Genomic DNA, 26,805 nt, shown 5'->3' with positions numbered 1-26,805 from the left:
AGAGAAGAGACGTTCACTCTATGTTAATAGATTTTGAATTCTTTTTATATCATGACATATTTTATTTTTCAGATACAGGTTTTTAAAATGAAAGAAAGCTTCAATAAAAATGACTATGGATTTTGGGATTCACCTTTTCAAGCTAAGGATTTAGCTAGTAAATCAGTATCATTTACTGATTTGTTTATTGATAACGGTGTTGTGTATTGGGGTGAATCTCGCCCCGATGAAATGGGACGGAATGTAATTGTTTCAGCTCAGCCAGGCGGTTCTCTTTGTGATGAAACGCCATCTGAATTTTCAGTAGGAACTATGGTGCATGGGTATGGAGGAGGGGCTTTTTTTGTAAAAGACAAGCAGCTGTTTTTCGCAAATAGTAAAGATGGTATTGTTTATCGGAAAAATTTGATTACAGAAGAAATCAGTTCAGTTACTTTACCATTCGCTGGAAGATATGCTGACTTTTCTTTAGATAGTAATAAAAATTTTCTCTATTGTTTAAGAAAGAATGATTCTACTAAAGAGCAATTTCCTCCAACAGAAATTGTAAGAATAAACCTAGAAAGTAAAGAAACTGAAGTTTTATTTACTGGCAGTGACTTTTATAGCAATCCTTCGGTTAGTCCTGATGGAAAAATGCTTTGTTGGTTGCAATGGAATCATCCAAATATGCCTTGGGATGAAAATGAATTATTTGTAGCTGATATTAATGCTGAAAATAAAATTGAAAATATTAGAAAAATTTTTGCCTCTAGAAAAGGTGCATGTTATCAGCCAACATGGAGTCCAAAAAATGAACTTTATGTAGCTTTTGATGGAAATAATTATTGGAATATATATAAAATAGTCAATAACTCTTTCCAAATTATATTAGAAAAAAATTGTGATTTTGGTAGACCAATGTGGATCTCTGGAACTAGAACTTTTTGCTTTTTACAAGAAGATATCTTGCTAGTTACTTTTTGTGAAAAAGGGATATGGAAAACTGGAAAGATTTATTTAAAAAATAATGGATTTATTGAAATTAATAATCATTTATCAACAATTTACAATATTGCAGCAGATAAAAATCAAATTGTAATGTTTGCAGGAAACAGTTTATTAGCCTTGGCTGTGGTTTCTGCTAGTAGGAATGAACCCTTCAACTTTAAAATATTAAAAAAATCTTTAGATGATTCTTTTCCTTCAAAATATGTTTCAAAACCAAAGGAAATTGAGTTTAAATCAAGAGATGGTAAATCAGTATTCGCTTTTTATTATCCCCCATTTAATCCAGATCACTTGAATGAAGAAAATAAACTCCCTCCATTAATTGTTAAAATTCATGGAGGCCCAACAGCAAATGTTGATTGTTTAATGAATCCAAAAATTCAATACTATACTAGTAGAGGATTTGCTTATTTAGAAGTAAATTATCGAGGTAGCACTGGTTTTGGAAGATCTTATCGAGAAGAATTAAAAGGACATTGGGGAATTAAAGATGTTGAAGATTGTATAGATGCTGTTACTTATTTAGTTGAGAAAAACTTAATAGATAAAGATAAAGTAATTCTTGCAGGAAGTTCGTCAGGTGGATTTACATTACTATCTGCTTTAGTTAAAAATAATAAATTTGTTTGTGCTTCTTGTACATATGGAATTGCTGATTTAATTGCAATGACAGAACATATTCATAAATTTGAAGCATATTACGATCAAGGTTTAATAGGTGGTTCAGTTTTAAGTAATAGAGAATTGTATTTTAATCGTTCACCAATCAATTCTGCAGATGAAATTAAAACGCCAATTATTTTCTTTCATGGCGATAAAGACCCCGTTGTAAATGTTAGTCAAACTGAAAAAATAGCAGCTGCATTAAAAAATAATAATATCTATCATGAAGTTTATATATTTTCTGGTGAAGGTCATGGATTTAAAAAGGCTGAAAGTATAGTTGAAGTTTTGGAAAAAGAATTAAAATTTTTTCAAAAGTATTTAAGAGATTAAAAGTTATCTATGACTTCCATTTTTTCTTTGGGTAAAGAATATATTCCTCTTACTATATTTAAATTATGAAATTCTTCTTTAGTTGAAAATTCTTTTATCTCTATTACTTTTAAAAAATCAATATTCCTAATTTGGTATAAAAAATCTTCGGTTTTAGTATTACTTGAAATTAACAAAATTTTACAGTTATTTAAATTTTCTATGTCATCTCTAAAGTTATAAAAACTTTTAATTTTATAATCTAAATTATATACATATGGTTTGTTAGATAAATGAAAAGCAAGTTGTGCAGCCCATGTCCAGTTTAATGTAGCAATTATTGTTTCATCTTTTTTGCAACCAGATTCTTTTATTTTTTCAAAATTTACGGAAGATGGAATTTTTAAATTAGCAATACGTTCAATTTTTTCATTTGCTAAAATATCCCAAAAAAACAGTTTATAGCCAATTTTTCCATTTGTAATAGCAATAAAATAATTTCTTATTTCTCTTGAACTTAAAAATGTTGGAATAATTATTGATACTATAATAGATAAAATTAAAACATTTTTTTCGAAAATATTAATTTTTTCAAGATCAAAAATATACAAAGGTATAATTATAATGAATACTGGTGAAAGCCAATAAGGTGGAATTTTATCAAAAAATGCAGCAAATAAAAAGACAATAAGTAAAAAACAAATTGGCATAGTTAAAAGGCATTTTATCTTAAATTCTAAAGTTATAGTTTCTAACGGCCTCCTAATAATCATTGTTTTTCTTATAAAATAGTAAAAAATGATTGGGGTAATATAAAGTGAAGACTCTATGACAAATAGAAATGGATTCCAAAATGAATATTCTTTACTCCCAAAACCATGATTTAATTGAAAGATAAAAGATACCATTCCGTGATTAAAATTCCATATTAGGGTTGGAAGAAATGTTATTATAAAAGATAATAAAAAGAAAAAAATAAAAATATAAAATTTATTTTTTAGAAATTTAAAATAATAAATAGTGATTAAATTTGCAAAGATGATAGGAAGCATGTGATATTTAGAATTGGCTCCCATGCCTGCAGATATTCCTAAAAGAAAACATATATAATAGGAAAATTTATTTTTTATATTCATATAATAAATTATTTTTAGTAATAAATATAAGTAAGCTGAAAGAAATAGCAGGAGACAGAAATCAGGCATTAATATAAAGCTCTGAAAACTAAAAACCGGTATAGTATTAAAAATTAAAATTAAGAAATAAATTTTTTTGATAGAAACTTCTTTTTCTAAAATTTTACAAATTTGTGTGTAAGATAAAATTAAAAAAATACATGTTAGAAAGTTAAAAATTGGTACAAAAAATCTTAAATTACTGCTGTTATTTGTTATATATGTTCCAAGCTTACAAAACCAAGCGACTGCTCCAGGATGATCGTAATATCCTAAAGATAAATCCCTTGACCAATCCCAATAATATGCTTCAATATCCGCAATAGGAATATATTTACTCCAGGTAAAATGGAAAATAAAAAATATGCATAGTAGGGAAAAAATATTGATGTAATGGAAGTTTTCTTTTAAATATTTTTTCATTAATATTATTTTACTTTTGGTCAATTGTGTTTCTCTTTTTTAATATTATCCGTATTACTTTACAGTATATTCTTAAAAAAAGAAACTAGCCAAAATTTAGACTGAAAAGGAATGAAAAAAATTATCCTCTTAGCTCAGCATTAAATTCTTTACTGAGTACTTGGATAACAGTATTTGATATTTTTTGAATATCCTTATCTGTGAAAGTTCTTTCTGTTGGAATTAGAAGAATATTAAATGCGATGGATTTTTTATCTTCTGGGACTCCTTTACCTCTATAAATGTCAAAAATATTTAATTCTTGAAATATTGCAGGTGTTTCTTTTGCAAGAAGATTTTCTAATGAACTTTTAACTTTATCCTGAATTTCTTTTGCAGTTATGCTTTCACTTATTAAAAACGCAAAATCTCTGGAAATAGTAGGAAATTTTTGAGTTAATATAGCATGTTTAATAAAACTTTTTGGGGTATTTAATTGTTTTATTAATAAAGAAACATTTATTTCAAATGCAAGACATGGAACATCTATTTCATAGTTGCGCATTGTTTGAGGGTGGAGTTCTCCACACCAACCAACAGAAATAAATTCATTACTTTGTTGTGACTTTAAAAATATTCCAACTCTTCTACCAGGATGCAAAGCTGCGGCGAACGGGTGAAATTTTAAATCTTCAGATTCTTTGTTTTTGTCATCAATAATTTTAAAGATAAAAGGTTCGCAATCCATACAATTTAATAGAGATGATACATGTGCTAAAATATCATGTAATGACCATTTTATAGCAGAAGTATTTTGCCAATTTTTTTCAACTTTATTTCCAAATACTACACCAGCTAATCTTGGAGTTTCTACTGGTCTTCCTTTTTGAGTTTTTTCTTTTGTATAAGAAAATCCTTGTGCAAAATGATATTCACTTAGAGAAATATTTGCATTCTTTAATTCTGTAGCTATGGATTGATCTAAATTATTATTTTCAAATATTCTATTTCCTTCTATATCACGATTTTGATATGTTCTGCAGATGTGAAATAATTGTCCACTATTATTGCCATAACTTAAATTTTTTGCAACTTTTCTTAGTAAATCTGGAATAAGAGTTGTGTGCAAGAAAGGCTCATCACCTATAATAGGATTTAAAAGAGCAACAGGCTCACCTAATGCATTAATTGATTCTAGTTTTAATTTTTTATATTCATCCGAACGCATAAAATGCAAGCTGATTACTTCATTATAACCAAGTGAAGCACAACGCGAGCTTATTTTTTCAAAGTATTTGAATTGTTTATCATCGTAATTAACGTTCGTAAATGTAATCATAGGAGCAGGGGGAACTAAATCAATCCCCTCTATTCTAATAAATTCTTCTACAAGATCTGCTTGACCATCTATATCTAAACTTCTCCATGTAGGTACACTAATTGTAGCTGATGTATTTGTTATATTTTCAAGTTCAAACCCCAGTGAAGCCAATATTTTTAATTGTTTTTCAAATGAAATAATATTTGTTCCTAGAATTTTTTCCTGGGATGTAGATAAAAAATTTATTTTGTTTATAGGAAATTCAGTTTTGATCTGTGGTTTTTTGGTTTTATCATAAGAATGAACAGTTCCACAATAAACTGGTTTAATATTTTGTAAATTTTCCATTAAAGCAAAATATTCAGCGGCAGCAAAAAATCTTTCAGCAGCATCAATTCCTTTCTCAAACATGAAACTTGCTTCAGTTTGTCTTGCATGTCTTCTTGATGATCTTCTTACTGCAACAGGATGTGGATTGGCAAATTCAATCACTATTTTTTTTGTATCTTTTGTTACTTTAGAGAATTCACCACCAAGTACTCCAAGTAAACCTTGAATTCTTTCAACATCACTAATCACTTGGTCGCTAGGATCTAAAGTTCTTTCTTTGCCATCTAATCCAGTGAATTTTTCATTTTCATGAGCTTGTCTTAAATAAATTTTCTTTTCATTTTGATTTTTTGAAAGCAGCTTTTCTAAATCAAATGCATGACTTGGTTGTCCAAAACCCAATAATAGATAATTTGATATATCTACTATATTATTAATAGAATTTTGCCCAAGATTTTCCAATAAATTTCTCAACCATGCTGGGCTAGGCTTCACTTGCACGGAGTCAACAAGCATAAAAAATGCTGGAGTGTCAATAGTATTTTCAGCAGAAAAACTGATTTGACCACATTTTAATTCAGTATTTTTTATAGCATCATTTTTTATTGTTTCAGATTTAATTAGGCTTTTTAAAGAATATTTGTCAAATGTATTTTTTGTATAAGGAATATTTAAATTATCAAAGGCAGCCGCAATTTCTCTTGCAACTCCAGCATGGAATAACATGTCTGGTCTATTTGGAGTAACACTAATTTCTAATAAAGTATCTGAAATTTCTAAAACTTCAAAAATAGGAAATCCTAAATATTTATTAAGATAATCTTGAGGTTTTCCTCCTTGCTGATCCTCAGAAATTTCCCAAATACCATCGCCATCAACTTCTTTTATAATTGGCAATCCGAGCTCTTCTCGTGAGCATAACATTCCATTACTTTCAACTTCACGAATTTTAGAACTTTTTATTTCTAAATTATTTGGTAATATTGTGGATGGAAGAGCTACAGCAACATATAAACCTTCCCTTGCATTTTTTGCGCCACAAACAATTTGTTTATTTTCTTTGTCTCCAATATTTACTTGACAAATTTGTAATTTATTTGCATTTGGGTGAGGTTCTGCTTTTTCAATTTTTCCTACAACAACTGTTTCTAGACCTTCTCCTTTTTTAATAATACTATCTATCTCAAAGCCTTGTTTTGTTAAATAGGGAGTTATTTTTGGAAGATCATAAGTTTGAGTTTCAATTTCTTTACCATTAATTTTATAATTTTGTTTTACTTTAGGTAGAGTAATAAATCTTTCTATAAATTTTAAACTAGCGAGCATTGTTGTTACCTTCTTTGAGGGAATTATGATAAAGTAAATGAGCTAAGAAACGAAATATCTCCATCTAACATGGAACGCAGGTCTGCTATTGCAAATCTATCTTTTGCCATTCTGTCGATACCAAATCCTAATGCAAAACCGCTATAAATTGAGGAATCTATACCACAGCTTTCTAGGACTTTTCTGTTAACTAAACCGCATCCACCTATTTCAGACCAGCCTACATATTTACAACTGCGACAGCCTTTTCCTAGACATTGTTGGCATTGAACATCTACTTCTGCGCTAGGTTCCGTAAATGGGAAATAGCTAGAGCGAAAACGCAATTGCACAGGTCTTCCAAAAGCTGCATTTAGCATTTCATTTACTGTATGTTTTAAGTGCCCTAAGTGAATTCCTTTATCGACCACTAAACATTCTATTTGTCTGAAACTAGGCAGATGAGTCATGTCATATTCATTTCTATAAACGCAGCCAGGGCAAACGATTTTAAGAGGTAGGTTTCTTTCCATCATGGCGTGACTTTGTACATTACTTGTGTGCGTTCTTAGAACCCATTCGCTTGCCAAAAAGAAAGTATCTTGCATTTCTCGTGCAGGATGATCTTTTACAACATTTAAAGCATCAAAATTATAAAAATTCGTGTCTATTTCTGGACCATCAACGACTGAAAATCCCATTCTTTGAAAAGGTTCGAGTAGTTCGCGCATAACAACAGAAATGGGGTGTCTTGTCCCTAAATTTAATTTAGGGAAAGGTAAGGTAATATCTTCTGTTTCAGATTCGAGTTTTTTTGCTTCTGCTAACAGACGATAATTTTCCAGAAATGTTTTTAAATTAGTTTCAATTTCAAGCTTAAGTTCATTGATAATTGCTCCAGCATTTTTTCTTTCATCAGCAGGAATATTGCGCAAAGACTTTAGCCATTCTTGCAATGGAGAACGTTTCCCTGAAAAGCGAATACGAATCTCTTCAATAATTTCAGAAGAAAAAATTGCCAAATCTGGATTGCGTTTTCCTTCTTGCCCAACAATTTGGATAAAGACAGATTTTTCATTTTGAATAAGTGTCTTTAATTCTTCAATATTTTGATATTGAATAGAATATGAGGCATTTAATATTTGGGTGATTTCTTCTGATTTTGACATATAACCTATTACTCCTGCAAAATCTGACTTAAATGTTGATGAAAATATAAGCAAAAAACAATATTTCCCGGACACGTCAGGCCAAGCTGTTTATATACTGACTCTGTTAAATAGCAAAGAGTCAAGCAAAGTTGAATTAGTTTTCTATTAGTTTTTATTTTTCTGAAATTTATCTGCGCTATGTCTGAGGAAATTCCAATTTTTTTAAGTTTAAACATCATCGTTTCTATTAAAATATTTAAAGGGAGCCATATATGTATCAATTTAAAAAAATATCACTTTTTTGCTTATTAATTGTGTTAAACTCTTGTAAAAAAGACAAAGAAGAAGAAAAAGTAAAAGTGAATCCACCTGAAATTCATATTTTGTCAAACCAGAATTCAAAATTTTTTACAGCACAAATGAATTCCGATGGCAGCTTTTCTCCTTATCAAGGTGAATGGATTGTTCCAGAACATGTTACTTCAGTTAAAGTAATTGGTTGTTCAGGTGGAAATGCTGGAGGGGGTGGTGGTGCAGGTGGAGCAGGTGCTTCTTACTACATGGGAAGTTGGTTTGGTGCTTCTTGGGGTGGAAATGCCAGTGCAGGAGGAGGAGCAAATGGACATCACTCAGGACAACCTGGGCAATTGGGACAATTAGGAAAATATCGCGAAGAAGTTGGTGGGTGGTACTCAGCAGAAAAAACGGCAAATGGATATCCACAAGCAGTTAGTGCAAAAATCTCTGGTACATTAGGCAAGGAAGGAGAAGGTTCAATCTTTGGCCCTTTGACATTTTCAAAAGCATCTGAAAACACAAAAAATATAGATAATACCATGAAAATAAATTCAAAATTTACTGAATATGCTGTTTGTTTAGGCGGATTTGGAGGAAGAGGTGGGAGGGGAGGACACGGAAGCTATTTTGAGTATCCTAACTTTGCTAACGGACAATCGCGTTATTTTCATGGTGGAATTGGGGGCAAAGGAGGAGACGGCTTGAATGGCTATCACAGTATTATCGAAGAACATACTTTAAATGTTACTCCTGGAACAAAATTCACTGTTTATGTTGGTGTTGGAGGTAAAGGTGGAATTGGCAGCAAAGAAAGAGCTCCTCATCAAGGAGGAGATCGTGTAATGGGATCGGCTAGTGGGGATGGTTTTCCAGGGGAAGATGGGCAAAATGGACGTCCTGGAATTATATATATTGAATGGATAGGAAAATAACTTTGCCTTAAGTTATTTTTATTACTTACCGTGAGGAGAAAGCATTTTACTAGGATCAACCCAAGCTTCAAATTGTTCTGCAGTAAGGTAACCTAATTTTATAGCTTCTTCCTTTAGTGTTGTTCCATTATGATGAGCAGTTTTAGCAATTTTTGCTGCTTTATCATAACCAATATGTGTATTTAAAGCTGTAACCAACATTAAAGATTTTTCCATGAGATCTTTAATTCTTTGGGTATTAGCTTGTATGCCACTTGCACAGTGTTCTTCGAAACCAAGAAAACAATCTGTCATTAGGCGAATTGAGTGAAGAACATTATGAATAATTACAGGCTTAAATACGTTTAGTTCAAAATTTCCTTGGCTAGATGCTACAGTAACAGCAACATGATTTCCCATGACTTGGCAACAAGCCATCGTTGCAGCTTCACTTTGAGTTGGATTCACTTTACCTGGCATGATTGAACTTCCTGGTTCATTTTCTGGAATAGAAATTTCGCCTATTCCACAACGAGGACCACTTGCAAGCCATCTAACGTCATTCGCGATTTTCATAAATGCAGTGGCTGTTGTATTTAAGGCACCAGAAAGTGTTGCTAGGGCTTCTTGTCCAGCTAATGCTTGAAATTTATTTGGAGCAGTGATGAAAGGAATTTTCGTAAATTCCGCTAATTTTTTTGCTATCCCAGAAGCGTAGTTTTTATGGGAATTCAAGCCCGTCCCAACCGCAGTTCCTCCTGCGGCTAATTCATAAATCATTTCCATTGCATTTAAGACGGCTTTTTTAGACATTTTTAATTGAACTACCCATCCGCTGATTTCATCGCCAAGTGTCAAAGGAGTTGCATCTTGTAAGTGTGTACGTCCAATTTTAATTATATTTTCAAATTCTTTTGCTTTTTTTTCAAAGGTAGCAATTATTTTATCAATTGCAGGAATGAAATTTTCATGAATAGCAATCGCAGCAGCAACGTGCATTGCAGTTGGAAAACTATCATTCGTACTTTGTCCTCTATTCACGTCATCATTGGGATGAACAGGTTTCTTACTCCCAATTTGTCCTCCAGCGAGTTCAATAGCTCTGTTAGAGATGACTTCATTAAAGTTCATATTAGTCTGTGTACCAGATCCGGTTTGCCAAACGACAAGCGGAAAGTGTTCATCTAATTTTCCAGCAATCACTTCGTCAGCTGCTTGACTGATATATTTTTCTTTCTCAGCATCTAGCTCACCGAGATGGGAATTTACTTGAGCTGCCGCTTTTTTGACTAGACCGTAAGCTCTTATAAATACACGAGGAAATCGCTCTCCGCTGATTTTAAAGTTTTGAAAACTCCGTTGAGTCTGTGCACCCCAATAAGCATTTTGTGGCACTGCAATTTCGCCCATGCTATCTGTTTCTATCCGAGTAGACATAGTAGAATCTCCTAAAAGGTAGAGAAGAAAGAAAAAAGCTTCCTTTCGATAAATAAAAAGCGCCTGGAAAAAGGCTAGCTAGATATTTATAGGTGTGGTCAAAGCTTGGAGCAAGTTTCTGATGAACTAAAGAGGTCAGAATTAAGACCGATATTAATTTAACAAAATATTGTGTACTTTTGGGGTGAAACGGATGGAAGTAGTAGTAAACAATTCAAGCGTTGAGTTTTCAGGGCTACTTAATGAAGAGTCTTCGATTGAAAAAATCAAAAAGGGTTTGGAGCAAGCTTTTGCAAACTCGAAAGATAAAATCATACGCTTAGACTTCTCAAAAGTAAAAAGAGCTAATTCATGCGGAATATTAGCATGGTACAAAATACTTGATGAGTTTAAAGATGGGAAATGTATCTATATAAATGTTCCAAGATGGTTGGTCGAGCAATTTAATATCAGTGATTTTTTAAGCGAGAGAACCTTAGTTGAAAGTATTCAAGCTAATTTTTATTGTCCATCAAATGATACACATGAAACGCTGTTACTTACATTAGGAAAAGAAATTCCAATTCAAGAAAGCTATGATGATTTTAATTTAGTGATGAAGAGTAAAGACGGACTAGACCTAGAAATTGATTTTGAACCAAATGAATATTTTTATTTTATTTCTTCAAATATCAAACGATTTAAGGGGGAAGCGGCTTGAAAGTTGTTTGCTTCTTACCTGATTCCATAGCTTTTCAAAATAAATTGGGAATGTTAACACGTTCGGCTGGAGTTGATTTTCAGCCATGTAAAACAGAAGAAGAAGCAAAAATTTTTGCAGCAAAAGAGAAGCATGAAAGATTTTTTTTGTTTGCAGATGCAAGAAAAGTAGACTTTCTTAAAGAGTTTTCTTTTTCATACCCAGAAAGTAGAATTATAGTTATTTTACAAGAGTCTCTGCAAAAAGTGATTCCTAGTTTAATGGATTGTGCTAATATTCAATGCTTTGTTGCAACAAATAACGGTGAATTTGATGCTAGAGAGTTAATTTTGTTATTAAAAAAGTTTGAAACAAAAGATTATCCAGGTTTAGATAAACACCTCGGATTTCCCTCAATTTTTAATGAAAAAAAAATTAAAAATCAAATTGATAAAAGAGAAGCGCTTACAAATCTCGAAGGCTTTATTATTAAAATTGGTGGAAATACAGAACGTTTTCAACACTATGCACATAGAGTTTGTGAACTTGCAGATGAGCTATTATTAAATGCAGTTTTTGATGCAAATCCTCGGATGAAAAATTGTGCGCGCCATGAAGCATTTGAATTGGAAGATAGTGAAACGGTAAAAATGAAGTGGGGTTTTGACGGAGAAGTATTTGGAATTTCTGTCAGTGATCCTTTTGGTACTTTAAGTAAAAAAACTGTTATGCAGTATATTGATGAAAATCAAAAAACAGAATCTATGGGAAAAAGAGTAAGTGGTGGCTTAGGTATAAAACTTATTTTTGATAGATTGCACCACTTTATAGTGAATGTAAAACCTGGAAAAATGACCGAAGTAGTCTGCCTTATGCGCTTTGAAAAACGCTTTAAAGATTTTGATAGTAGATTAAGAAGTTTTCATTTTTTTGTTGTTGAGGAAAAACATTAGAAATGTCAGCAGCAGAATTTAGCAAGGATCTGGATAAAGATCTTGCGGCCCAAATTCTAAAAAATGTTTCAACTGGTATAGCGCTTTTTAGTCCAGATGATCACTTCATGCGTTGGTGTAATGCCACTTTTAAAAAACAAACATGGTTTGGTGGAGCAGGTAAATCTGCAGCTAAAGTTAATATTAGTGACTTGTTTGATAAAAAAGATCATAAATTAATTTATGACTTATTTAATATAGCAATGAGTTTAGGACAAGCTTATGATTTTCAACGTCAAGTAAGAAGAGGGCCAGTTGGATCATTTCCTGCTGAAGTTAAACTGCATAAAATTATTATTCCGCAGAATGGCAATGAAGAAATTCTGATTTGTATGGAAATTGCAGATTTAAGTTTAACCAAAATGTATGATGAATTACAAAGTACACATGCGCAAATGCGTGAAAAAATGGCTGATCTTATGTCAGCGCAAGCTGAATTACATTATTCCGTTAGAATGAATACAATATCTGAAATAGGTGCAGATATCGCCCATCAGTTGATTAATCCAATAACAATGTGTCGAGGCATTTTACAAACTCAAATCATGCCAGCTTTAGCAGATCCTGCTTCGCAAGATGATATGAAAAAAGCCTTGCAATATATGCAAGACATTCAGGATTTAGCAGTATGGTTTAGAAAATTTTCTAACCCTAAGCTGTCAGAAACTCAAATTACTAAAATTATGAGTATGGTGGATGATGCTCTTATGCTAAATGTGCATCGTTTTACTACACAAGGTGTTACTTATAAAATTAGAAAAGATGATACGTATGATCCTGCAGTATTAGCAAATCCTGTTAACTTTATTATGTGGTTGAATGCCGCTTTTGCTGAATTATGCAATGTTATTCCACAAGGTAACAGCGTTATTTATATTGATATTAATGGCAACGATGAATTTGTTACGATATCAGCACAATGTGCTTGTATTCCAGGTGGAAAACAAAAAATTGCCACAACAACTTTAGAAAAATTTGCCAATAAAATGCCTGGTAGTGCAAAATTTGAAGCTATTTTACAAGATTCACATATTTTGTTCAGCCTTGGATTAAATTGTTTTCAAGAAGCAGAAGAAGCGCATAAAGATGATAGTGAAAAAGTATCTTCAGTTGATAGTAGCAATACAGCAACAGAAAAATTTGCAGGAAAAGACAATCCATTAGTTTTAATTGTTGATGATGAACAAGATATTCGTAGACTTGTGAAACGCGCAATGAAACAGGCAGGTTGGGAATCTATAGAAGCTGGAGATGGTTTGGAAGCTTTAGAATATTTTCAGCAAGAAGATAAAAAACCACTTGCCGAAAGAATTGTTGCTATAGTTTGTGATGTTAGAATGCCAAGGATGACTGGTCCACATTTTTTGGTTGCTTTGCGTGAAGAAAAAATACAAACACCATTCATTTTCTTTAGTAGTAACCTTGTAAATCAAGGCGGAGAAAATGGATTTAAGTATGATAATGTATTTTATATTACAAAAGAAGCTGGCCTTGATGAAGTAAAAAAAGTTGTTAGTAAATTTATGCCTAAATAGTTCTTATAATTAATAAAGAAAATTTATAAGATACCGATTTATTTCATAATACTCTATGCGGAGCTATTATGCGAATAAATAATTTTGGAATAAAAGTAAATATACTAATTTTATTTTTCTTAGTTCTTTCATGTAAAAAAAATATTCCTAACAATCCTAATCAAAGTGCTGCTTTTGATATCAATAAAGTAACGGTTAATAACTCAAAATTAGTAATAGATAAAGAAAAAAAAATAATGATTTATAATTCACCATCTAGTATTAAAGGAAAGTTAATAATTAATATGAATGACAGTTGTCAAGCGAAAATAAAAATTGACGAAAAAGAAATTGATAATAATTCTGACTTGATAGAGTTTGTAAAAAGTGAAAAAATTAACTTAGATTTAGGATGTGGTGGTAATTATGAAAAATATACTTTGTATATTTCATCTATCCCGATTATAAAAATTAAGGATAGTAATATTCAAAATTTTCCTAATATTATTAGTACAGATTTAGATTTAATTGACAATGGAATTGTATCTAAGCATAAAATTAAAGCAAACTTTCGAGGGGCTGGAACTTTATCTCTTTCAAAAAAGTCAATAGCAATTTATAGTGATGGAGTATTTAGTGAAACTTTGAACAGGAGATTTAAAATAAATTCAAATATAAATCATTATGTATTATATGCTTCTGCTCCAGATCCAAGTTTGCTTAAAGATCTATCGGGACAAAAGTTGTTTAATTCTTCTATTAATAATGCTAAACATCATAAAATTAAAGGAATTTATATTGATTTGTTCATAAATAATTCTTACAAAGGAATTTATGTGCTTTATAGCGCATTAAATACAAAGATATTAAAAAATCCTCCAAGTAATAAAAGACATACTATAGAATTTGCGCCAAATAATAAAAGTGTAATATATAGAATTCTTAACAGTGAAGATAATTTAATTGAAAATAGTAGTAATCATAAATTTCATAAAGAAAATTTATATACAGATGAAATGAGAAAACTATTCATGAAATGCGATAGAGAAATTGAAAACACCATTGATAAAGAGTATGCATTTGCTTTCATAAGCACTGTATTGATGCTAAATGCATATGACAATATTATTAATAACTGCTTTGTTTCCTTGGAAAAAGGTACGGTAAAAGAATTCTATAAAAATGGTTTTAAAAATGATCGTGTATACTTTATTATCTGGGATTTAGATACCTCTTTTTTTGGCGAAGGAGCTTTTGGTGAGTTATCAGGTTTTTCCTATGTAAGTACTTTTTCAGATGATGAACTAAAGAGTGATGGTAGTTTATTTGCATGTTTAACTAATAATACAAATAATTTTAGAGTTAAATATGTTGAATATTGGAAAAATAATAAGAATAAATTAAAGAATATATTAGTAAAAAGCTTAGAACAACAATACAATCATTTAAAATCAAACAACGCTTATGAACGAGAGTTACTGTATTGGGAAAATAGACCAGAAAAAAAATTTGAAATAGAAGATTTTGAAAAAATAAAAACATGGCTTGAAAATAGATTTGAATATTTAAACAAAATTCTAAATTAATTTATAATTTAAATAAAATCAATGGAAAGAATAAAATCATAGTAACAGCTTTATTGAAACGTAGTTATGAAATTCTCTTGTTTACTAAAAGTTTGTAAAATTATGATATCTATGCTATAATTTTGCAGCGAACTAGTTAATAGATGTATTATTATTTGAACAAAAATAGTATTGAAAGTTATTAAGACATGGTGATAAATCAATTAGATTTTGAATTGGTAATTCCTGCATATAATGAGTCTAGATCTTTGGCGCCATTAATCTCTAAGGTCGTTTCTTCTGCCAAAAAATCGGGTTTTAATCCGGATAATTTTCAATTAATAATAGTAGAAAATGGAAGTTTAGATGATTCCTGTAAGGTTTTAGAACATCTTATGCAAACTGAATACAAAGATTGGTTTCGTGTGGTTACTGTCAAGTCTAATAATGGATATGGGTTTGGAGTTTGGAAAGGTTTAATAACTACTACCGCAAAATTTGTTGGCTGGTCTCATGCAGATTTGCAATGTGACCCTGACGATGCTTTTCGAGCATATAGCTTAGCAAAAGACTCTTATTCATCTTTAACATTGGTAAAAGGAATAAGAAGTGGAAGGGATTGGAAAAGTGTCTTGGTGAGTAGAATTTTTGAATTCATGGTTTATCTAATTGTGGGATTAAAAATGAATGAGATAAATGCTCAGCCAAAAGTTTTTTCCAGGATGTTATTAAAACTAGTCGCAGATCCGCCTGTTGGTTTTTCATTTGATCTTTATATTTTATATAATGCGATAAAATATGGTTATGAAGTAAAAGAAATACCTGTAAAGTTTCCTGACCGTCAATTTGGTGTCTCTAGTTGGGCATCTAATTTTTTTAGCCGTTATAAGACTATTCTAATAGCAATAAAATATATGTTTGTTCTAGCTCATACTGAAGGTAGAGTAAAGAAATCGATTAAACTTAATAATTAAATCAATTCAATTTTTATTTATAATTGAATTGACGGTTGAGTTTAATTTCGCAGTAATTTGTTTTGAATAAAGGAAGTCTATGAAAGCAGTAGTATTGCATTCTAACAAACAACTAATAATAGAAGATTTTGCTATTAATTCTCCAAATCCCAATGAATGTCAAATAAAAATTGCAGCAACAGGTGTTTGTTCTTCAGATATTTTTAGAAGCTTTGACAATGGTGCTTATTTTTATCCACTTATTATGGGGCACGAATTATCGGGTGAAGTTGTTGCAATAGGAGAAAATGTTAAAAATATTAAAGTGGGAGATAATGTTGCGGTTTATCCTCTTATACCATGCCAAAATTGTAGTTTTTGTTTAAATCGTGCTTTTGTACAATGCAAAAACTATGATTATTATGGTTCACGCCGACATGGTGGTTTTTCAGAGTTTTTAAATGTAAATGAATGGAATTTAATTCCTTTACCTTTTTCAGTTAAATTAGATAGAGCAGCTGCATTAGAGCCTTTATCTGTTTGTATTCACGCAATAAAAAAATGTGGTTTATTTGGGAAAAATATTCAGCAAAGTTACGAAAATAAAATTAATGTTGCAATTCTTGGAGCAGGTTTTTTAGGATTACTATGTGCAAAATTATTGAATTGGATTGATCCGCAAATTTCAGTAACTTTGATTGATAGAAATAAGTTTAAACTTGATCAAAATAAATGTGAATTTCAAAATAATATTTGCTTAGAAAATAGCGAAGAATGGGAAAAATACTTAACGAGAAATTCTAATCAATTTTCGCATGTCATTGAATCTTGTGGATCTCCTGATACATTTCGCTACACGATTCAAATAGCTCAACCAGGAGGAACAATTGTTTGGATGGGTAATATATATTCAGATTTAGAAATCCCAAAGAAAATGGTAAGTTCAATTTTACGTAAAGAATTAGTAATAAAAGGAACATGGAATTCAAATTATGATCCGGAAATACCTGATAATGACTGGTATGATGCAATCAATATTTTAAAAAGTGGATTTGACTTTGAAAATCTAATTTCTGAAAAGATTAGTCTCAATGAATTACCATTAAAATTAAAGCAATTATTTTCTCATAAATCAAGAGAATCTGAGTTTAATACAATTAAAATATTTGTTATTCCATCTATGTCTGAAGAGAGGAGCTGTAATTGAAGGAACAACAATTAGTATGGTCTTTTAGAAAAAAATTATTCTTAAATTTAGATAAAATAATTCTTTTTTTGTCAATAATTCTAATTTTCTTAATTTTTAGTTTATGGGACATTTTAGGTTGTTTAAATGGCTACTGTAACCTATATTCAAGTGCTTCTGTAACTGCAATGAAATTTAGTGAAATTAATAGTTGGCTGCCTTTAAGTTTGCGCGTAGCACAAGGAAATTTATTTCCCATTTTTCCCTCTATTGATCCCTCTGCAAGTGGTTTTGCATTTTTTCCTTACTTTTCTTTATGGTTTCACGGATTATCAATAAAATTATTCGGTCTGAATGGGTCTTACATTTTTGGACATGTTTTTTTTCCAGTATTTGATTTTATATTACTTTATTTAATATTTAGAAAATATGTAAATACATTATGGTCAGTCTCATTATCTTTTATTGCTTTAGTATCGTTTACTGGACTGCCATTTAGGAAATTTTTATTAGAAGTTATTTTAGGAAATACTCAAATTGATATAGCGACTTTGCAATCTTTAAATGTAGCAGGTTTTCCTTTTCCTTCTTTTTCTTTATTTTGTTTTTTAGGTGCATTTATTCTTTCTTTAGCAAAGAAAAAAATTTCTAATAGAAGACTTTTTTTTCTTACAGCTATTTGGGCATTACAGAGTCAAATTTATGTTATTAATTCAATTGTTGGTCTGTTATTTTGGTTTATGTTTTTTCCTATTAGGTTAAAACGTGAAAATCTTATGATGAATTATTCTCTATTAATTAGAAAAATATTATTTCAATTTATAATTGCTATAGTAATAGTTAGTCCAACAGTTTTTGCTTTTTTTAATCATAGCAGTGGCCTGTCATTTTCTGAATTAGGCGTAATTTCAAATACTAAAAGTGTAATATTTTCAGATATATTTGTTTTCTTATATTTTGTTTTTCCTCTTTTATTAACTATTAGTATTGCTTTTATATCTAAATCAGATCCTTATGAATTTTTATATAAATTCTCTCCTATCATAATTTTATTTTTAATTGAGTCTAGTTTTTATATCTTTGGTATAACTTTTAATTTGTCTATTCCAAATACTTTACTTTTTTCAAGACTGTCTATGGTATTTTTTCATTTTTTATATCTTATTCCAGCAATATACTATATTAGTTTTAGGATAACTACTTTTTATTTTAATAAAAATCAATATGTTCAAAATTATTTTAGAAAGATACTTATTTTTTTAAATACTAAATTAAGTTACATATTATTACCTATAATTATTATTTTTCTATTTTTATTTGCTGCCATTTCAGCAAGAAAAAATTATTTTCATATCAAAAATATTAGTTCTATTGAAGAAGTAAAAGCGTATGAAGAACTCACTTTACTTACAAAAGATCTTCCGAAAGGATTAGCAGTTTTAGCAGAAAATCCTTTAGCAAATTTAATGATTCCAATTTCTACAAATAATGCTACTTTATGGATAAATCGTTTTGCAAATAATGTTTCGCAAAAAGAAGTCATAAAAAGATTTGCATTAATTGCAAACATTTTTGGATGGAGTCAAATTGAATTTTTAAAATTTATGCAGAAAGGACAATTTCAGGATTTAACTCAAATTAATAACCCTATCAATATAGATTCAAGTAATATTTTTAATTCAGGAGTAGGTTACTGGTTCACAATGCATAATAGCACATTATCTGAAATAGAACAAAAAAAATATGTAGAAGAGTTAACATATGAATATAAAAATATAAATGTAAAATTAATGATTGATAAATATAAATTATTTCGTATTTTATCGAGCAAAGTTCTTTATAGTTTGCCTGATAATTTTACTGTAACAAAAACTAATATAGGATATTTGTATAGTCGAAAATAATGAGCTAAAATAAATTTTATCTAGTTAAGGATAATACAATGGAAAATATGCAAGCAGCAGTTTTTTTAGGTGAAAAATTGCTTGAACTTCAGACAAGGAAAATCCCTGAAATAAAGGATGGATCTATTCTAATTCGAGTAGAATCATGTGCAATATGTGGCTCTGATTTAAGGATTTTTAAGCATGGAAATGAAAGAGTAATTCCACCTAGAATTATTGGACATGAAGTAGCGGGTGAGATTATTGAAATTGGATCTGGAGTTTCTTCGCAATATAAAATTGGTGATCGAGTTTCTGTTGGAGCTGATGTTCCTTGTGGAAATTGTACTTTTTGCTTATCTGGAAGAGCGAACTGTTGTGATGTAAATTTAGCAATAGGTTACCAATTTGATGGAGGGTTTTCACAATATATGCTTTTAGATCCTCTTGTTGTATCTGGAGGACCATTACAAAAATTTGAAACAAATATAGATTTTGATACAGCAGCGCTTAGCGAACCTTTAGCATGTTGTCTTAATGGTTATGAAGTGGGCTTAATCAAGCCTAATTCAACTGTAGTGGTATTTGGTGCAGGACCTATAGGTATCATGCTTGTAACTCTGGGACTATCTTATTTTGAAGCAGCAAGAATTATTGTTATAGATCCAAATAAAGAGAGATTAGAATTAGCTAAAACGTTTGGAGCAAATCACATATTAAATCCTAATGAAACAGACGTTATTGCAAGTGTACTTGAATTAACTAATGGGATGGGTGCTAATATGATTTTTACAGCATGTCCTGATGTTGGAACTCATGAGCAAGCCATAGCGATGGTAGCTAAGAGGGGTGTTATTAATTTATTTGGTGGACTTCCCAAATCTTGTCGGCCTATTCAATTTTATTCTAATCAATTGCATTACCGTGAAGCTTATTTAACAGGCTCACATGGTTCTACACCAAAACAACATCAGCTTGCTGTTAAGTTAATAACTGATAAAAAAATAAATATCTCTAGTTTAATTAGTCATCGATTTAAATTAGATCAAATTAACGAAGCATTTGCACAAGCTGCATCTGGCCAAAGTATGAAAGTGATTATTAAACCCAATGCATAAAAAAGTTGTTGAAATTTCAGCATCAGTAATGTGTATAAATTGGCTTGAAGCTGGAAAAGATTTATCTGACTTAGAAAGAAATAATATTGATTATCTCCATTGGGATATTATCGATGGTTCTTTTGCACCAGATTTTACAATGGGTTCAAGTATAATTAATACTTTAAAAGAAAAAACAAATATACGTTCTGATTATCATTTAATGGTTGAAGAACCTAGTAGAATATTTGATATGTTAAATATAAAACAAGGTGACATTGTTACTATTCATCAAGAATGTTCAAGAAATCTGCATCGTGATTTAATTTCATTGCGGCGTAGGGGATGCTTAGTTGGAATTGCGATTTGTCCAGGAACTCCACTTGAAACTTTGGAATATGTGATTGAAGATGCTGATGTAATATTAGTTATGACTGTGAATCCAGGTTTTAAAGGACAAAAACTGGTTGCACAGACCCTTCGGAAAATCGAGAAATTAAAAAAACTTATTCTCGATTTAAAGCTTGACACAAAAATTGAAGTAGATGGAAATGTATGCTCGCAATTTATACCAGAAATGGTTTCTGCGGGTGCTGATATTTTAGTTGGAGGATCTTCAGGACTTTTTCGTAAAGATATTGGAATAGATGAGTCAGTTATTGCAATGGAAAAAGATATATTGCAGGGAATAGATGCTCGCAAATTGAAAGGATATTATTAATGGAGTATTGTCTAGCAATTAATACTGGATTTGCGGTTAATAGATATTCTGAACCAGAGATTTGGCCAGAGATTATTGGAAATCAATTAGGAATTAAATATGTACAGTTAACTGCAGATCTATTAAATCCTGATTTACCAGGAAGTATTTTGGCTTCGCATGTAAATCGTATTCAGGCATCTTGTAAAAAGTATAATACTTCTATTAATAGCACGTTTACAGGTGCTTTTACTCGTGTAAATCATCTAGCACACCCAGATCATGAAGTAAGAAAACATTGGATTCTATGGTTCAAAAAATTTGTTCAAATTTCAGTTGATCTAGGTGCAGAATCTATGGGGAGTCATTTTGGTATTTTTACTGCAAATGATGTAAATAATCCTGATCTTCTAAAAGTAAGAATACAACAAAATATTGAAGGATGGCATGAAATAGCTGAATATGCTAAATCACAAGGTTTAAAGTATTTGACTTGGGAACCAATGTCAATAAAACGTGAACAAGGAGAGACAATAGCGGCAACTAAAATATTACAAAAAAATGTTAATTTACAAAGTCCTCTTCCTTTTTTTATATGTTTAGATGTAGATCATGGCGATGTTACTTCTGTAAATCCTGATGATACAAATCCGTATGCTTGGATTAATGAATTTGCTAATGAGTCACCATTAATTCATTTGAAGCAGAGTTCAGCAAATAAACAAGGACATTGGCCGTTTATAGAAGAGTATAATAAATTTGGAAAAATTGTTCCGGAAAAAATAATTGATGCATTAGAAAGAGCAAATAGCAAAGCAAAATTTTCAAAAACATTTCTGACTTTAGAGTTAAGTTTTCGTGAAAGAGAACCAATAGATAGTAATGTTATTTCGGTATTAAAAGAGTCAGTTGCATATTGGCGAAAAACTGTTCTAAATTAATTAAATAAATAAAATTTTTAAACCTCTATATCGGTTAATTATTATGAATATTATTATAACTTTAGCAGGTCATTCAAGGCGTTTTAATTTAGCAGGTTATCAAGTTCCTAAAGCATTTATTGATATTGATGGAAGTCCTATGGTTTCACATGTTGTAGATATGTTTCATCCAAAAGATAATTTTTACTTCATAGTTAATAGTGAACAATTAAGTCAACACCCTGAAAGTATAAAAAAACTTGAAAATTTAGCTGTTAATTCAAAAATTATTGTAATAGAACCCCATGAAGTAGGACCTGTATATTCAATACTTTTTGCAAAAAATCATCTAAAATGTGATGAACCTATTTTAATAACATATTGTGATTTTATTGTTGACTGGGACTATGATAAATTTCTGAAAGAAGTTAGTCATTATCATGGTGCTATTCCAGCTTTTAAAGGATTTCATCCTGCTTCATTTGGAAATACATATTATGCTTATATGCGGACAGAAAATAATGAATTGCTTGAATTACGAGAGAAAAAATCTTTTACAGAAGATAGAACACAAGAATTTGCTTCTGTAGGTATATATTATTTTGATAAATGGGAATTATTTGAGAAATATGCAGTAAATTATTTGGAAGGTAGTTATGAAAAATCTTTGCCAGAAGCTTATGTAAGTTTATTATTTAATCCAATTGTTAAAGATGGTCTATCAGTTAAAATTACTCAAGTAGATAAATTTATATGTTGGGGAACACCAGAAGATCTAGCACAATATTTATTTTGGCTTAAGTATTTTAAATATTTTGCTAATGAATTTCGCCAGAAATCAAACAATCAAACAATATTGGAAAATAAAATAAGTGAAAATCCTAGAACAATAAATTTAATTCCAATGGCAGGAAAAGGATCTAGGTTTAAAAATGATGGATATAGAGTAACTAAACCACTCATTCAAGTTTTAGGAAAACCAATGGCTATTAGTGCAAGTTTGTCTTTTCCAGAAGCGGAACGATGGATTTTTTTATTAAGAGATACAGAACTTGCAAAACATCCTATTAAAAAAGCTTTACTAGATTTTAAACCACATGCATCAATTGTTGGAATTAATCATGATACAGCTGGCCAAGCTTCAACCTGTTTACTTGTAAAAGATCAATTATATCCCGATGCCCATCTTTTTATTGCCTCTTGTGATTATCAAACTATCTATAATAAAAAAGTATGGCAAGAAATTTTAGAAGACGAAGAAATTGATGGAGCAATATGGACATTTAGGATGGGATCCGGAATATTTAAAAATCCAAATGCCTTTGCATATTGTAAAGTGGCAACAGATAATAAAACCATAGTTGAAGTCATTGAAAAAAAGACAATTAGTGACACCCCAGAAAAAGATCCCGCGGTGGTAGGTAGTTTTTGGTTTAGAAAATCATCTGATTTTATATTAGGTGCTGAGACAATGATAAAAAATGATATTCGAGTAAATAATGAATATTATGTTGGAACAAGTATTAATACTTTACTACAATTAGGAAAAAAATTTGTAATTTTCGATGTTGATCAATGGATTTCTTTTGGTGATCCTTTTGAGTTACAAGTGTTTGAATATTGGGAATCACATTTTTATACGAGATTTAAATAATATGCTTATCAAATATGTTTATCATAGAGTAAATAAGGTTGAGGATATAAAAAAAATCAATCCAAGTTGGGGGGTCGAAATTGATTTAAGATCAAATGTAAAAAAGAATGGAACATTACATTTGTCACATGATCCTTGGACTGAAGGAGATGATTTTGAAGATTGGTTAAAAATTTTTGTTAATCATAGAATAGAAGGACCAATTATATTAAATACAAAAGAAGATGGATTAGAGTCGCGTGTTATTGAACTTTTAGATTACTATAAAATTGAAAATTGGTTTTTTTTAGATACAGCTTTTCCCACTCTGGTAAAATATACTCTGCACAAAAATGAAACTCGTTTTGCTGTACGTTATTCTTGTTATGAACCAATAGAGTCCTTAATTCCTTTTATTGGAAAAGCACAATGGGTTTGGGTTGATTGTTTTGGCGGCCTTCCTGTAGATCATGACATTTTAAAAATTATTTCAAAAAATTTTAAAATCTGTTTAGTTTCTCCAGAACTTGTCGGAAAAAATATTACTGATATAAATAATTTTTTTAATTTGTCTAAATATGCTAAATTGATTTGTACTAAAGATCCTAATTTTTGGATGAGAAATTTAAATTATTTTAGATAGTAATTTATATTTTTAAAGAAAAAGGAAAAATTATGCCAATGAATTCTCTAATATTAAGGAAACAATATTTTCCAAAAAAGTCAGAAAACAGGATGACATTTAATGGTGATTTAGTTGCAGCTAGAAATTATTTTATAAAGAATAGATTCAAAAATTTAGATTTTTTATTAAAGTCAAGATATGAATGGATGAATCCTTATCTTGCTAATAAAGAAAAAATAGTTGAAATTGGTTGTGGTGCTGGATTTTCTCATTTATATTTAAATAATAAACCTATCTTGACAGATGCCTTAGAAAACCCTTGGGTTGATAAATTAATTGATGCAACAAATATGGATTTTGAAGATAATTCTATTGATGTAATAATCGCATCTCACACAATTCATCATTTCTATAGTCCATATAAATTCTTTGAAGAAAGCCAAAGAGTTTTAAAAAAAGATGGTGTTATTCTTATTCAAGATGTAAATAGTTCTCTTTTTATGCGTTTTATATTACGAATTATGAGGCATGAAGGTTGGTCTTATCAAGTTAATATTTTTGATCCTCAGACAATTGCAAATGATCCTGCAGATGTTTGGTCAGCAAATTGTGCTATACCTGAGTTACTTTTTCAAGATAAAGTTAAATTTCAAAATTGTTTTCATAATTTATCTATAGAGAAGTATACTAAATGCGAATTTCTTATTTTTCCTTTATCTGGTGGTGTGAATGCTAAAATAAGAATGCCAGAGTTTTCTAATTCAATATTAAAATTCATTTCTTTTATTGATAAAATGTTAGTTAAAATTGCACCAAATATTTTTGCTTTAGGATGTAGTGTTGTAGTAAGAAAGTTTAAATAAGAATGAATAATAATTATATATTTTGGTTTTTTTTTCAAATAATATCATTAGTTCCTATGTATTTTATAGGAATAAAAATTGTTAAGTTACCATTTGTTACTACTTCACTAGTGGGACTTTCTGCAATTGCATTTTTAATGGGTATTTTGGCAAATATTTCTGCTGGTTGTATAAAAATATCTATATTACTAATATATCTATATGGTTTTATAGAGTTTGGATTATATTTTTATAGACATAAATTTTCAATTAAAATTAAACACACTAATATTCTTTTAATTACATTAATAATTTTAATAGTTTTTTTGATTAACAATCCTTATTGGTTTTTTATATCTACAGATAGTAATATGATTTCAATGGTGAGTTATAATAAACATTATTCTTATTACGAAGGATTATCAACAGAAATATTAAGGGCTGAATATTTTTCAAGGCTCAGAATTGCAAACAATTATCCTAATGAATGGATAAATTATCATTTTTTTAATGCTTCAGCACTTTCTTTTGTTCAATACTTGCGATTTGAGTACAACCTGATAACATATTTTATGGCCAAAATATTTATTTTTTCTCTTATGATATTTTCTTTTTTTGAGAATATTTTTCTATATAAGAAAGAAGATAGTAAGATAGTTCTCTCGATAATAACTCTTTTTTGGCTTTTCATAGGTTTTAGCTTTTTTGGTCATAATGTGACTTGGAATATTACTACAACAGGTTTATTTTCGTTTTTTGCTATTCCTTGCTTTATTTTTGCCTTTATAAGGAAAGATTACTATTCTTCTATAATATTCTTAATGATACTAGGTGCAAGTGCATTTAGGTTAATGCCAATAGCATTTATATCATGTGTCTTTATTTTATATTTTTTTATAAGAAAGAATATTATGCAATACTTTAAAGATAATTTAATTTTTAAATTTTATTTTATACTATCTTTTCTTATTTATAATCTGTTAACCTTGATACCCAGTAGGGGAAGTTTTATAAAAATATCAGGAATTGTTCAAAATCCTTTTATTGATGGTTGGTTATTTAACCTTTCTTTTTATAAAATTATAGGTTACATATTATCTTTTTTTAATTTAGATAATTTATTTAAATACTATAATTTTGTTGGGTATTTTTTAAATAATAATTTAGTTTTATTTATTTCTTTTTTTGTTTTAATTTGCTCTTTTCTTTTATTGATATCAAATGTTTTATTTAAAAATTTTAAGTTAATCGAATTTAAATTATTTAATAAAACTTTTTTGTTATTTTTTTTATTAATTTTCTTGATTTTTTCATTTAAAAATAAAAGTTATTTATTGTTTAATATTTTAAGTTTGAGTTATATTTTTGTGACTTCTGTTATTTGTACAATTCTTGTAAACAAAAATAAAGAATACATTAATTTATTAAATTTTTCTTTTTTCATACAATTTTTTTCTTCAATATGTTGTTACTTAGGTACAAATGAAATTTTTGGAACAACTCTGTACGTTACATTCGATCTTCTACTTTGGTCTATACTACTAATTTTTTTAATAGAGTTTAGTTTTAATAAAGTCAAATATTTAGCTATTATTTTGGCCTGTATTTGTATCTACTTCCCACAGCGTTATTATGCTTCGATTTACTTTTCAAAATTTGAAACTTTAGAATTAAATATTGGGAATTTAAGTCAAATTAAATATGCAAACAAAGGGAAAGAATTTTTTCAACTGTCACCTCAGTTTTCTTCCCAATACATTGATATAGTTTCTTCAATTCTTGGAATGCGAGTACAAAACAACGAAAAATACATTTTTGCTACAAATGATTTTATTGACAAAAGAAAAACGTTTGAAAAAGGGTTAGGAGATAAAAAATAAGTCTTTTTTAGTGATTTTTCTGTTAGAATTGAATAGGGTGAA

20 protein-coding genes and 1 pseudogene are annotated in these 26,805 nt (G+C 29.6%); 16 read left to right on the top strand and 5 right to left on the bottom strand.

From position 1 onward, the window contains the following. Window positions 1-87: 87 nt before the first annotated feature. A complete protein-coding gene (locus GOY08_RS12035; protein WP_158999168.1) occupies window positions 88-1,986 on the top strand; it encodes an alpha/beta hydrolase family protein in 1,899 nt (632 codons plus the stop codon). Here the strand turns inward: GOY08_RS12035 and GOY08_RS15575 are convergent. From GOY08_RS15575 to pheS, 4 genes and pseudogenes are all read right to left on the bottom strand, one after another. Then, the gene (locus GOY08_RS15575) at window positions 1,983-2,873 is read right to left on the bottom strand and encodes a hypothetical protein (RefSeq protein WP_235899677.1); all 891 of its coding nucleotides are present in this window, start codon (window positions 2,871-2,873) and stop codon (window positions 1,983-1,985) included. The genes GOY08_RS12035 and GOY08_RS15575 overlap by 4 nt on opposite strands. Window positions 2,874-2,900: 27 nt before the next feature. Then, window positions 2,901-3,563: pseudogene (locus GOY08_RS15760) on the bottom strand (glycosyltransferase family 39 protein); the annotation flags it as partial. 121 nt (window positions 3,564-3,684) lie between these two features. Next, the gene (pheT, locus tag GOY08_RS12025) at window positions 3,685-6,519 is read right to left on the bottom strand and encodes a phenylalanine--tRNA ligase subunit beta (RefSeq protein WP_158999166.1); all 2,835 of its coding nucleotides are present in this window, start codon (window positions 6,517-6,519) and stop codon (window positions 3,685-3,687) included. A 23-nt stretch (window positions 6,520-6,542) separates the two neighbouring features. After that, on the bottom strand, window positions 6,543-7,667 hold the full coding sequence (gene pheS, locus GOY08_RS12020; protein WP_158999165.1) for a phenylalanine--tRNA ligase subunit alpha: 1,125 nt from the start codon (window positions 7,665-7,667) through the stop codon (window positions 6,543-6,545). Window positions 7,668-7,921: 254 nt separating this feature from the next. Between pheS and GOY08_RS12015 the strand changes: the two genes are divergently transcribed. After that, window positions 7,922-8,878 carry a hypothetical protein gene (locus GOY08_RS12015; RefSeq protein WP_158999164.1) on the top strand — a complete coding sequence of 319 codons (957 nt, stop codon included), beginning with the start codon at window positions 7,922-7,924 and terminating at the stop codon, window positions 8,876-8,878. Window positions 8,879-8,899: 21 nt separating this feature from the next. On the opposite strand, the gene fumC is transcribed toward GOY08_RS12015, so the two are convergent. Beyond that, entirely contained in the window at window positions 8,900-10,294 is a 1,395-nt protein-coding gene (gene fumC / locus GOY08_RS12010) for a class II fumarate hydratase (protein ID WP_158999163.1), read from the bottom strand. Window positions 10,295-10,487: 193 nt separating this feature from the next. On the opposite strand from fumC, the gene GOY08_RS12005 reads away from it, so the two are divergent. From GOY08_RS12005 to GOY08_RS11940, 14 genes are all read left to right on the top strand, one after another. Continuing rightward, window positions 10,488-10,994 (top strand): hypothetical protein, encoded by a 507-nt coding sequence (locus GOY08_RS12005; protein ID WP_158999162.1) that lies wholly within the window; start codon window positions 10,488-10,490, stop codon window positions 10,992-10,994. Beyond that, window positions 10,991-11,926 (top strand): hypothetical protein, encoded by a 936-nt coding sequence (locus GOY08_RS12000; RefSeq protein WP_158999161.1) that lies wholly within the window; start codon window positions 10,991-10,993, stop codon window positions 11,924-11,926. The genes GOY08_RS12005 and GOY08_RS12000 overlap by 4 nt, the downstream gene beginning before the upstream one ends. 2 nt (window positions 11,927-11,928) lie before the next feature. After that, on the top strand, window positions 11,929-13,500 hold the full coding sequence (locus GOY08_RS11995; protein WP_158999160.1) for a response regulator: 1,572 nt from the start codon (window positions 11,929-11,931) through the stop codon (window positions 13,498-13,500). 68 nt (window positions 13,501-13,568) lie between these two features. Further along, on the top strand, window positions 13,569-15,065 hold the full coding sequence (locus GOY08_RS11990) for a CotH family protein (protein WP_158999159.1): 1,497 nt from the start codon (window positions 13,569-13,571) through the stop codon (window positions 15,063-15,065). A 188-nt stretch (window positions 15,066-15,253) separates the two neighbouring features. Further along, complete coding sequence (locus GOY08_RS11985) at window positions 15,254-16,018, top strand: glycosyltransferase family 2 protein (protein ID WP_158999158.1); 765 nt, start codon at window positions 15,254-15,256, stop codon at window positions 16,016-16,018. A gap of 79 nt (window positions 16,019-16,097) precedes the next feature. Further along, a complete protein-coding gene (locus GOY08_RS11980) occupies window positions 16,098-17,204 on the top strand; it encodes an alcohol dehydrogenase catalytic domain-containing protein (RefSeq protein WP_158999157.1) in 1,107 nt (368 codons plus the stop codon). Next, window positions 17,201-19,087 (top strand): hypothetical protein, encoded by a 1,887-nt coding sequence (locus GOY08_RS11975; protein WP_158999156.1) that lies wholly within the window; start codon window positions 17,201-17,203, stop codon window positions 19,085-19,087. Before GOY08_RS11980 ends, GOY08_RS11975 begins: the two co-directional genes overlap by 4 nt. 38 nt (window positions 19,088-19,125) lie before the next feature. Further along, on the top strand, window positions 19,126-20,184 hold the full coding sequence (locus GOY08_RS11970; protein WP_158999155.1) for an alcohol dehydrogenase catalytic domain-containing protein: 1,059 nt from the start codon (window positions 19,126-19,128) through the stop codon (window positions 20,182-20,184). Continuing rightward, window positions 20,177-20,884 (top strand): ribulose-phosphate 3-epimerase, encoded by a 708-nt coding sequence (locus tag GOY08_RS11965; RefSeq protein ID WP_158999154.1) that lies wholly within the window; start codon window positions 20,177-20,179, stop codon window positions 20,882-20,884. Before GOY08_RS11970 ends, GOY08_RS11965 begins: the two co-directional genes overlap by 8 nt. Further along, window positions 20,884-21,804 (top strand): sugar phosphate isomerase/epimerase family protein, encoded by a 921-nt coding sequence (locus GOY08_RS11960; RefSeq protein WP_158999153.1) that lies wholly within the window; start codon window positions 20,884-20,886, stop codon window positions 21,802-21,804. Before GOY08_RS11965 ends, GOY08_RS11960 begins: the two co-directional genes overlap by 1 nt. 43 nt (window positions 21,805-21,847) lie before the next feature. Beyond that, the gene (locus tag GOY08_RS11955; RefSeq protein WP_158999152.1) at window positions 21,848-23,437 is read left to right on the top strand and encodes an NTP transferase domain-containing protein; all 1,590 of its coding nucleotides are present in this window, start codon (window positions 21,848-21,850) and stop codon (window positions 23,435-23,437) included. A gap of 1 nt (window position 23,438) precedes the next feature. Then, complete coding sequence (locus GOY08_RS11950; protein ID WP_158999151.1) at window positions 23,439-24,059, top strand: PI-PLC domain-containing protein; 621 nt, start codon at window positions 23,439-23,441, stop codon at window positions 24,057-24,059. A gap of 32 nt (window positions 24,060-24,091) precedes the next feature. After that, entirely contained in the window at window positions 24,092-24,904 is an 813-nt protein-coding gene (locus tag GOY08_RS11945) for a class I SAM-dependent methyltransferase (RefSeq protein ID WP_158999150.1), read from the top strand. 2 nt (window positions 24,905-24,906) lie between these two features. After that, window positions 24,907-26,763 (top strand): hypothetical protein, encoded by a 1,857-nt coding sequence (locus GOY08_RS11940; RefSeq protein WP_158999149.1) that lies wholly within the window; start codon window positions 24,907-24,909, stop codon window positions 26,761-26,763. The last annotated feature ends 42 nt before the right edge of the window (window positions 26,764-26,805 follow it).

The sequence above is a fragment of the Pigmentibacter ruber genome (assembly GCF_009792895.1).
Lineage (GTDB): Bacteria > Bdellovibrionota_B > Oligoflexia > Silvanigrellales > Silvanigrellaceae > Silvanigrella > Silvanigrella rubra.
This window is presented reverse-complemented; position numbering and strand designations above follow the sequence as displayed.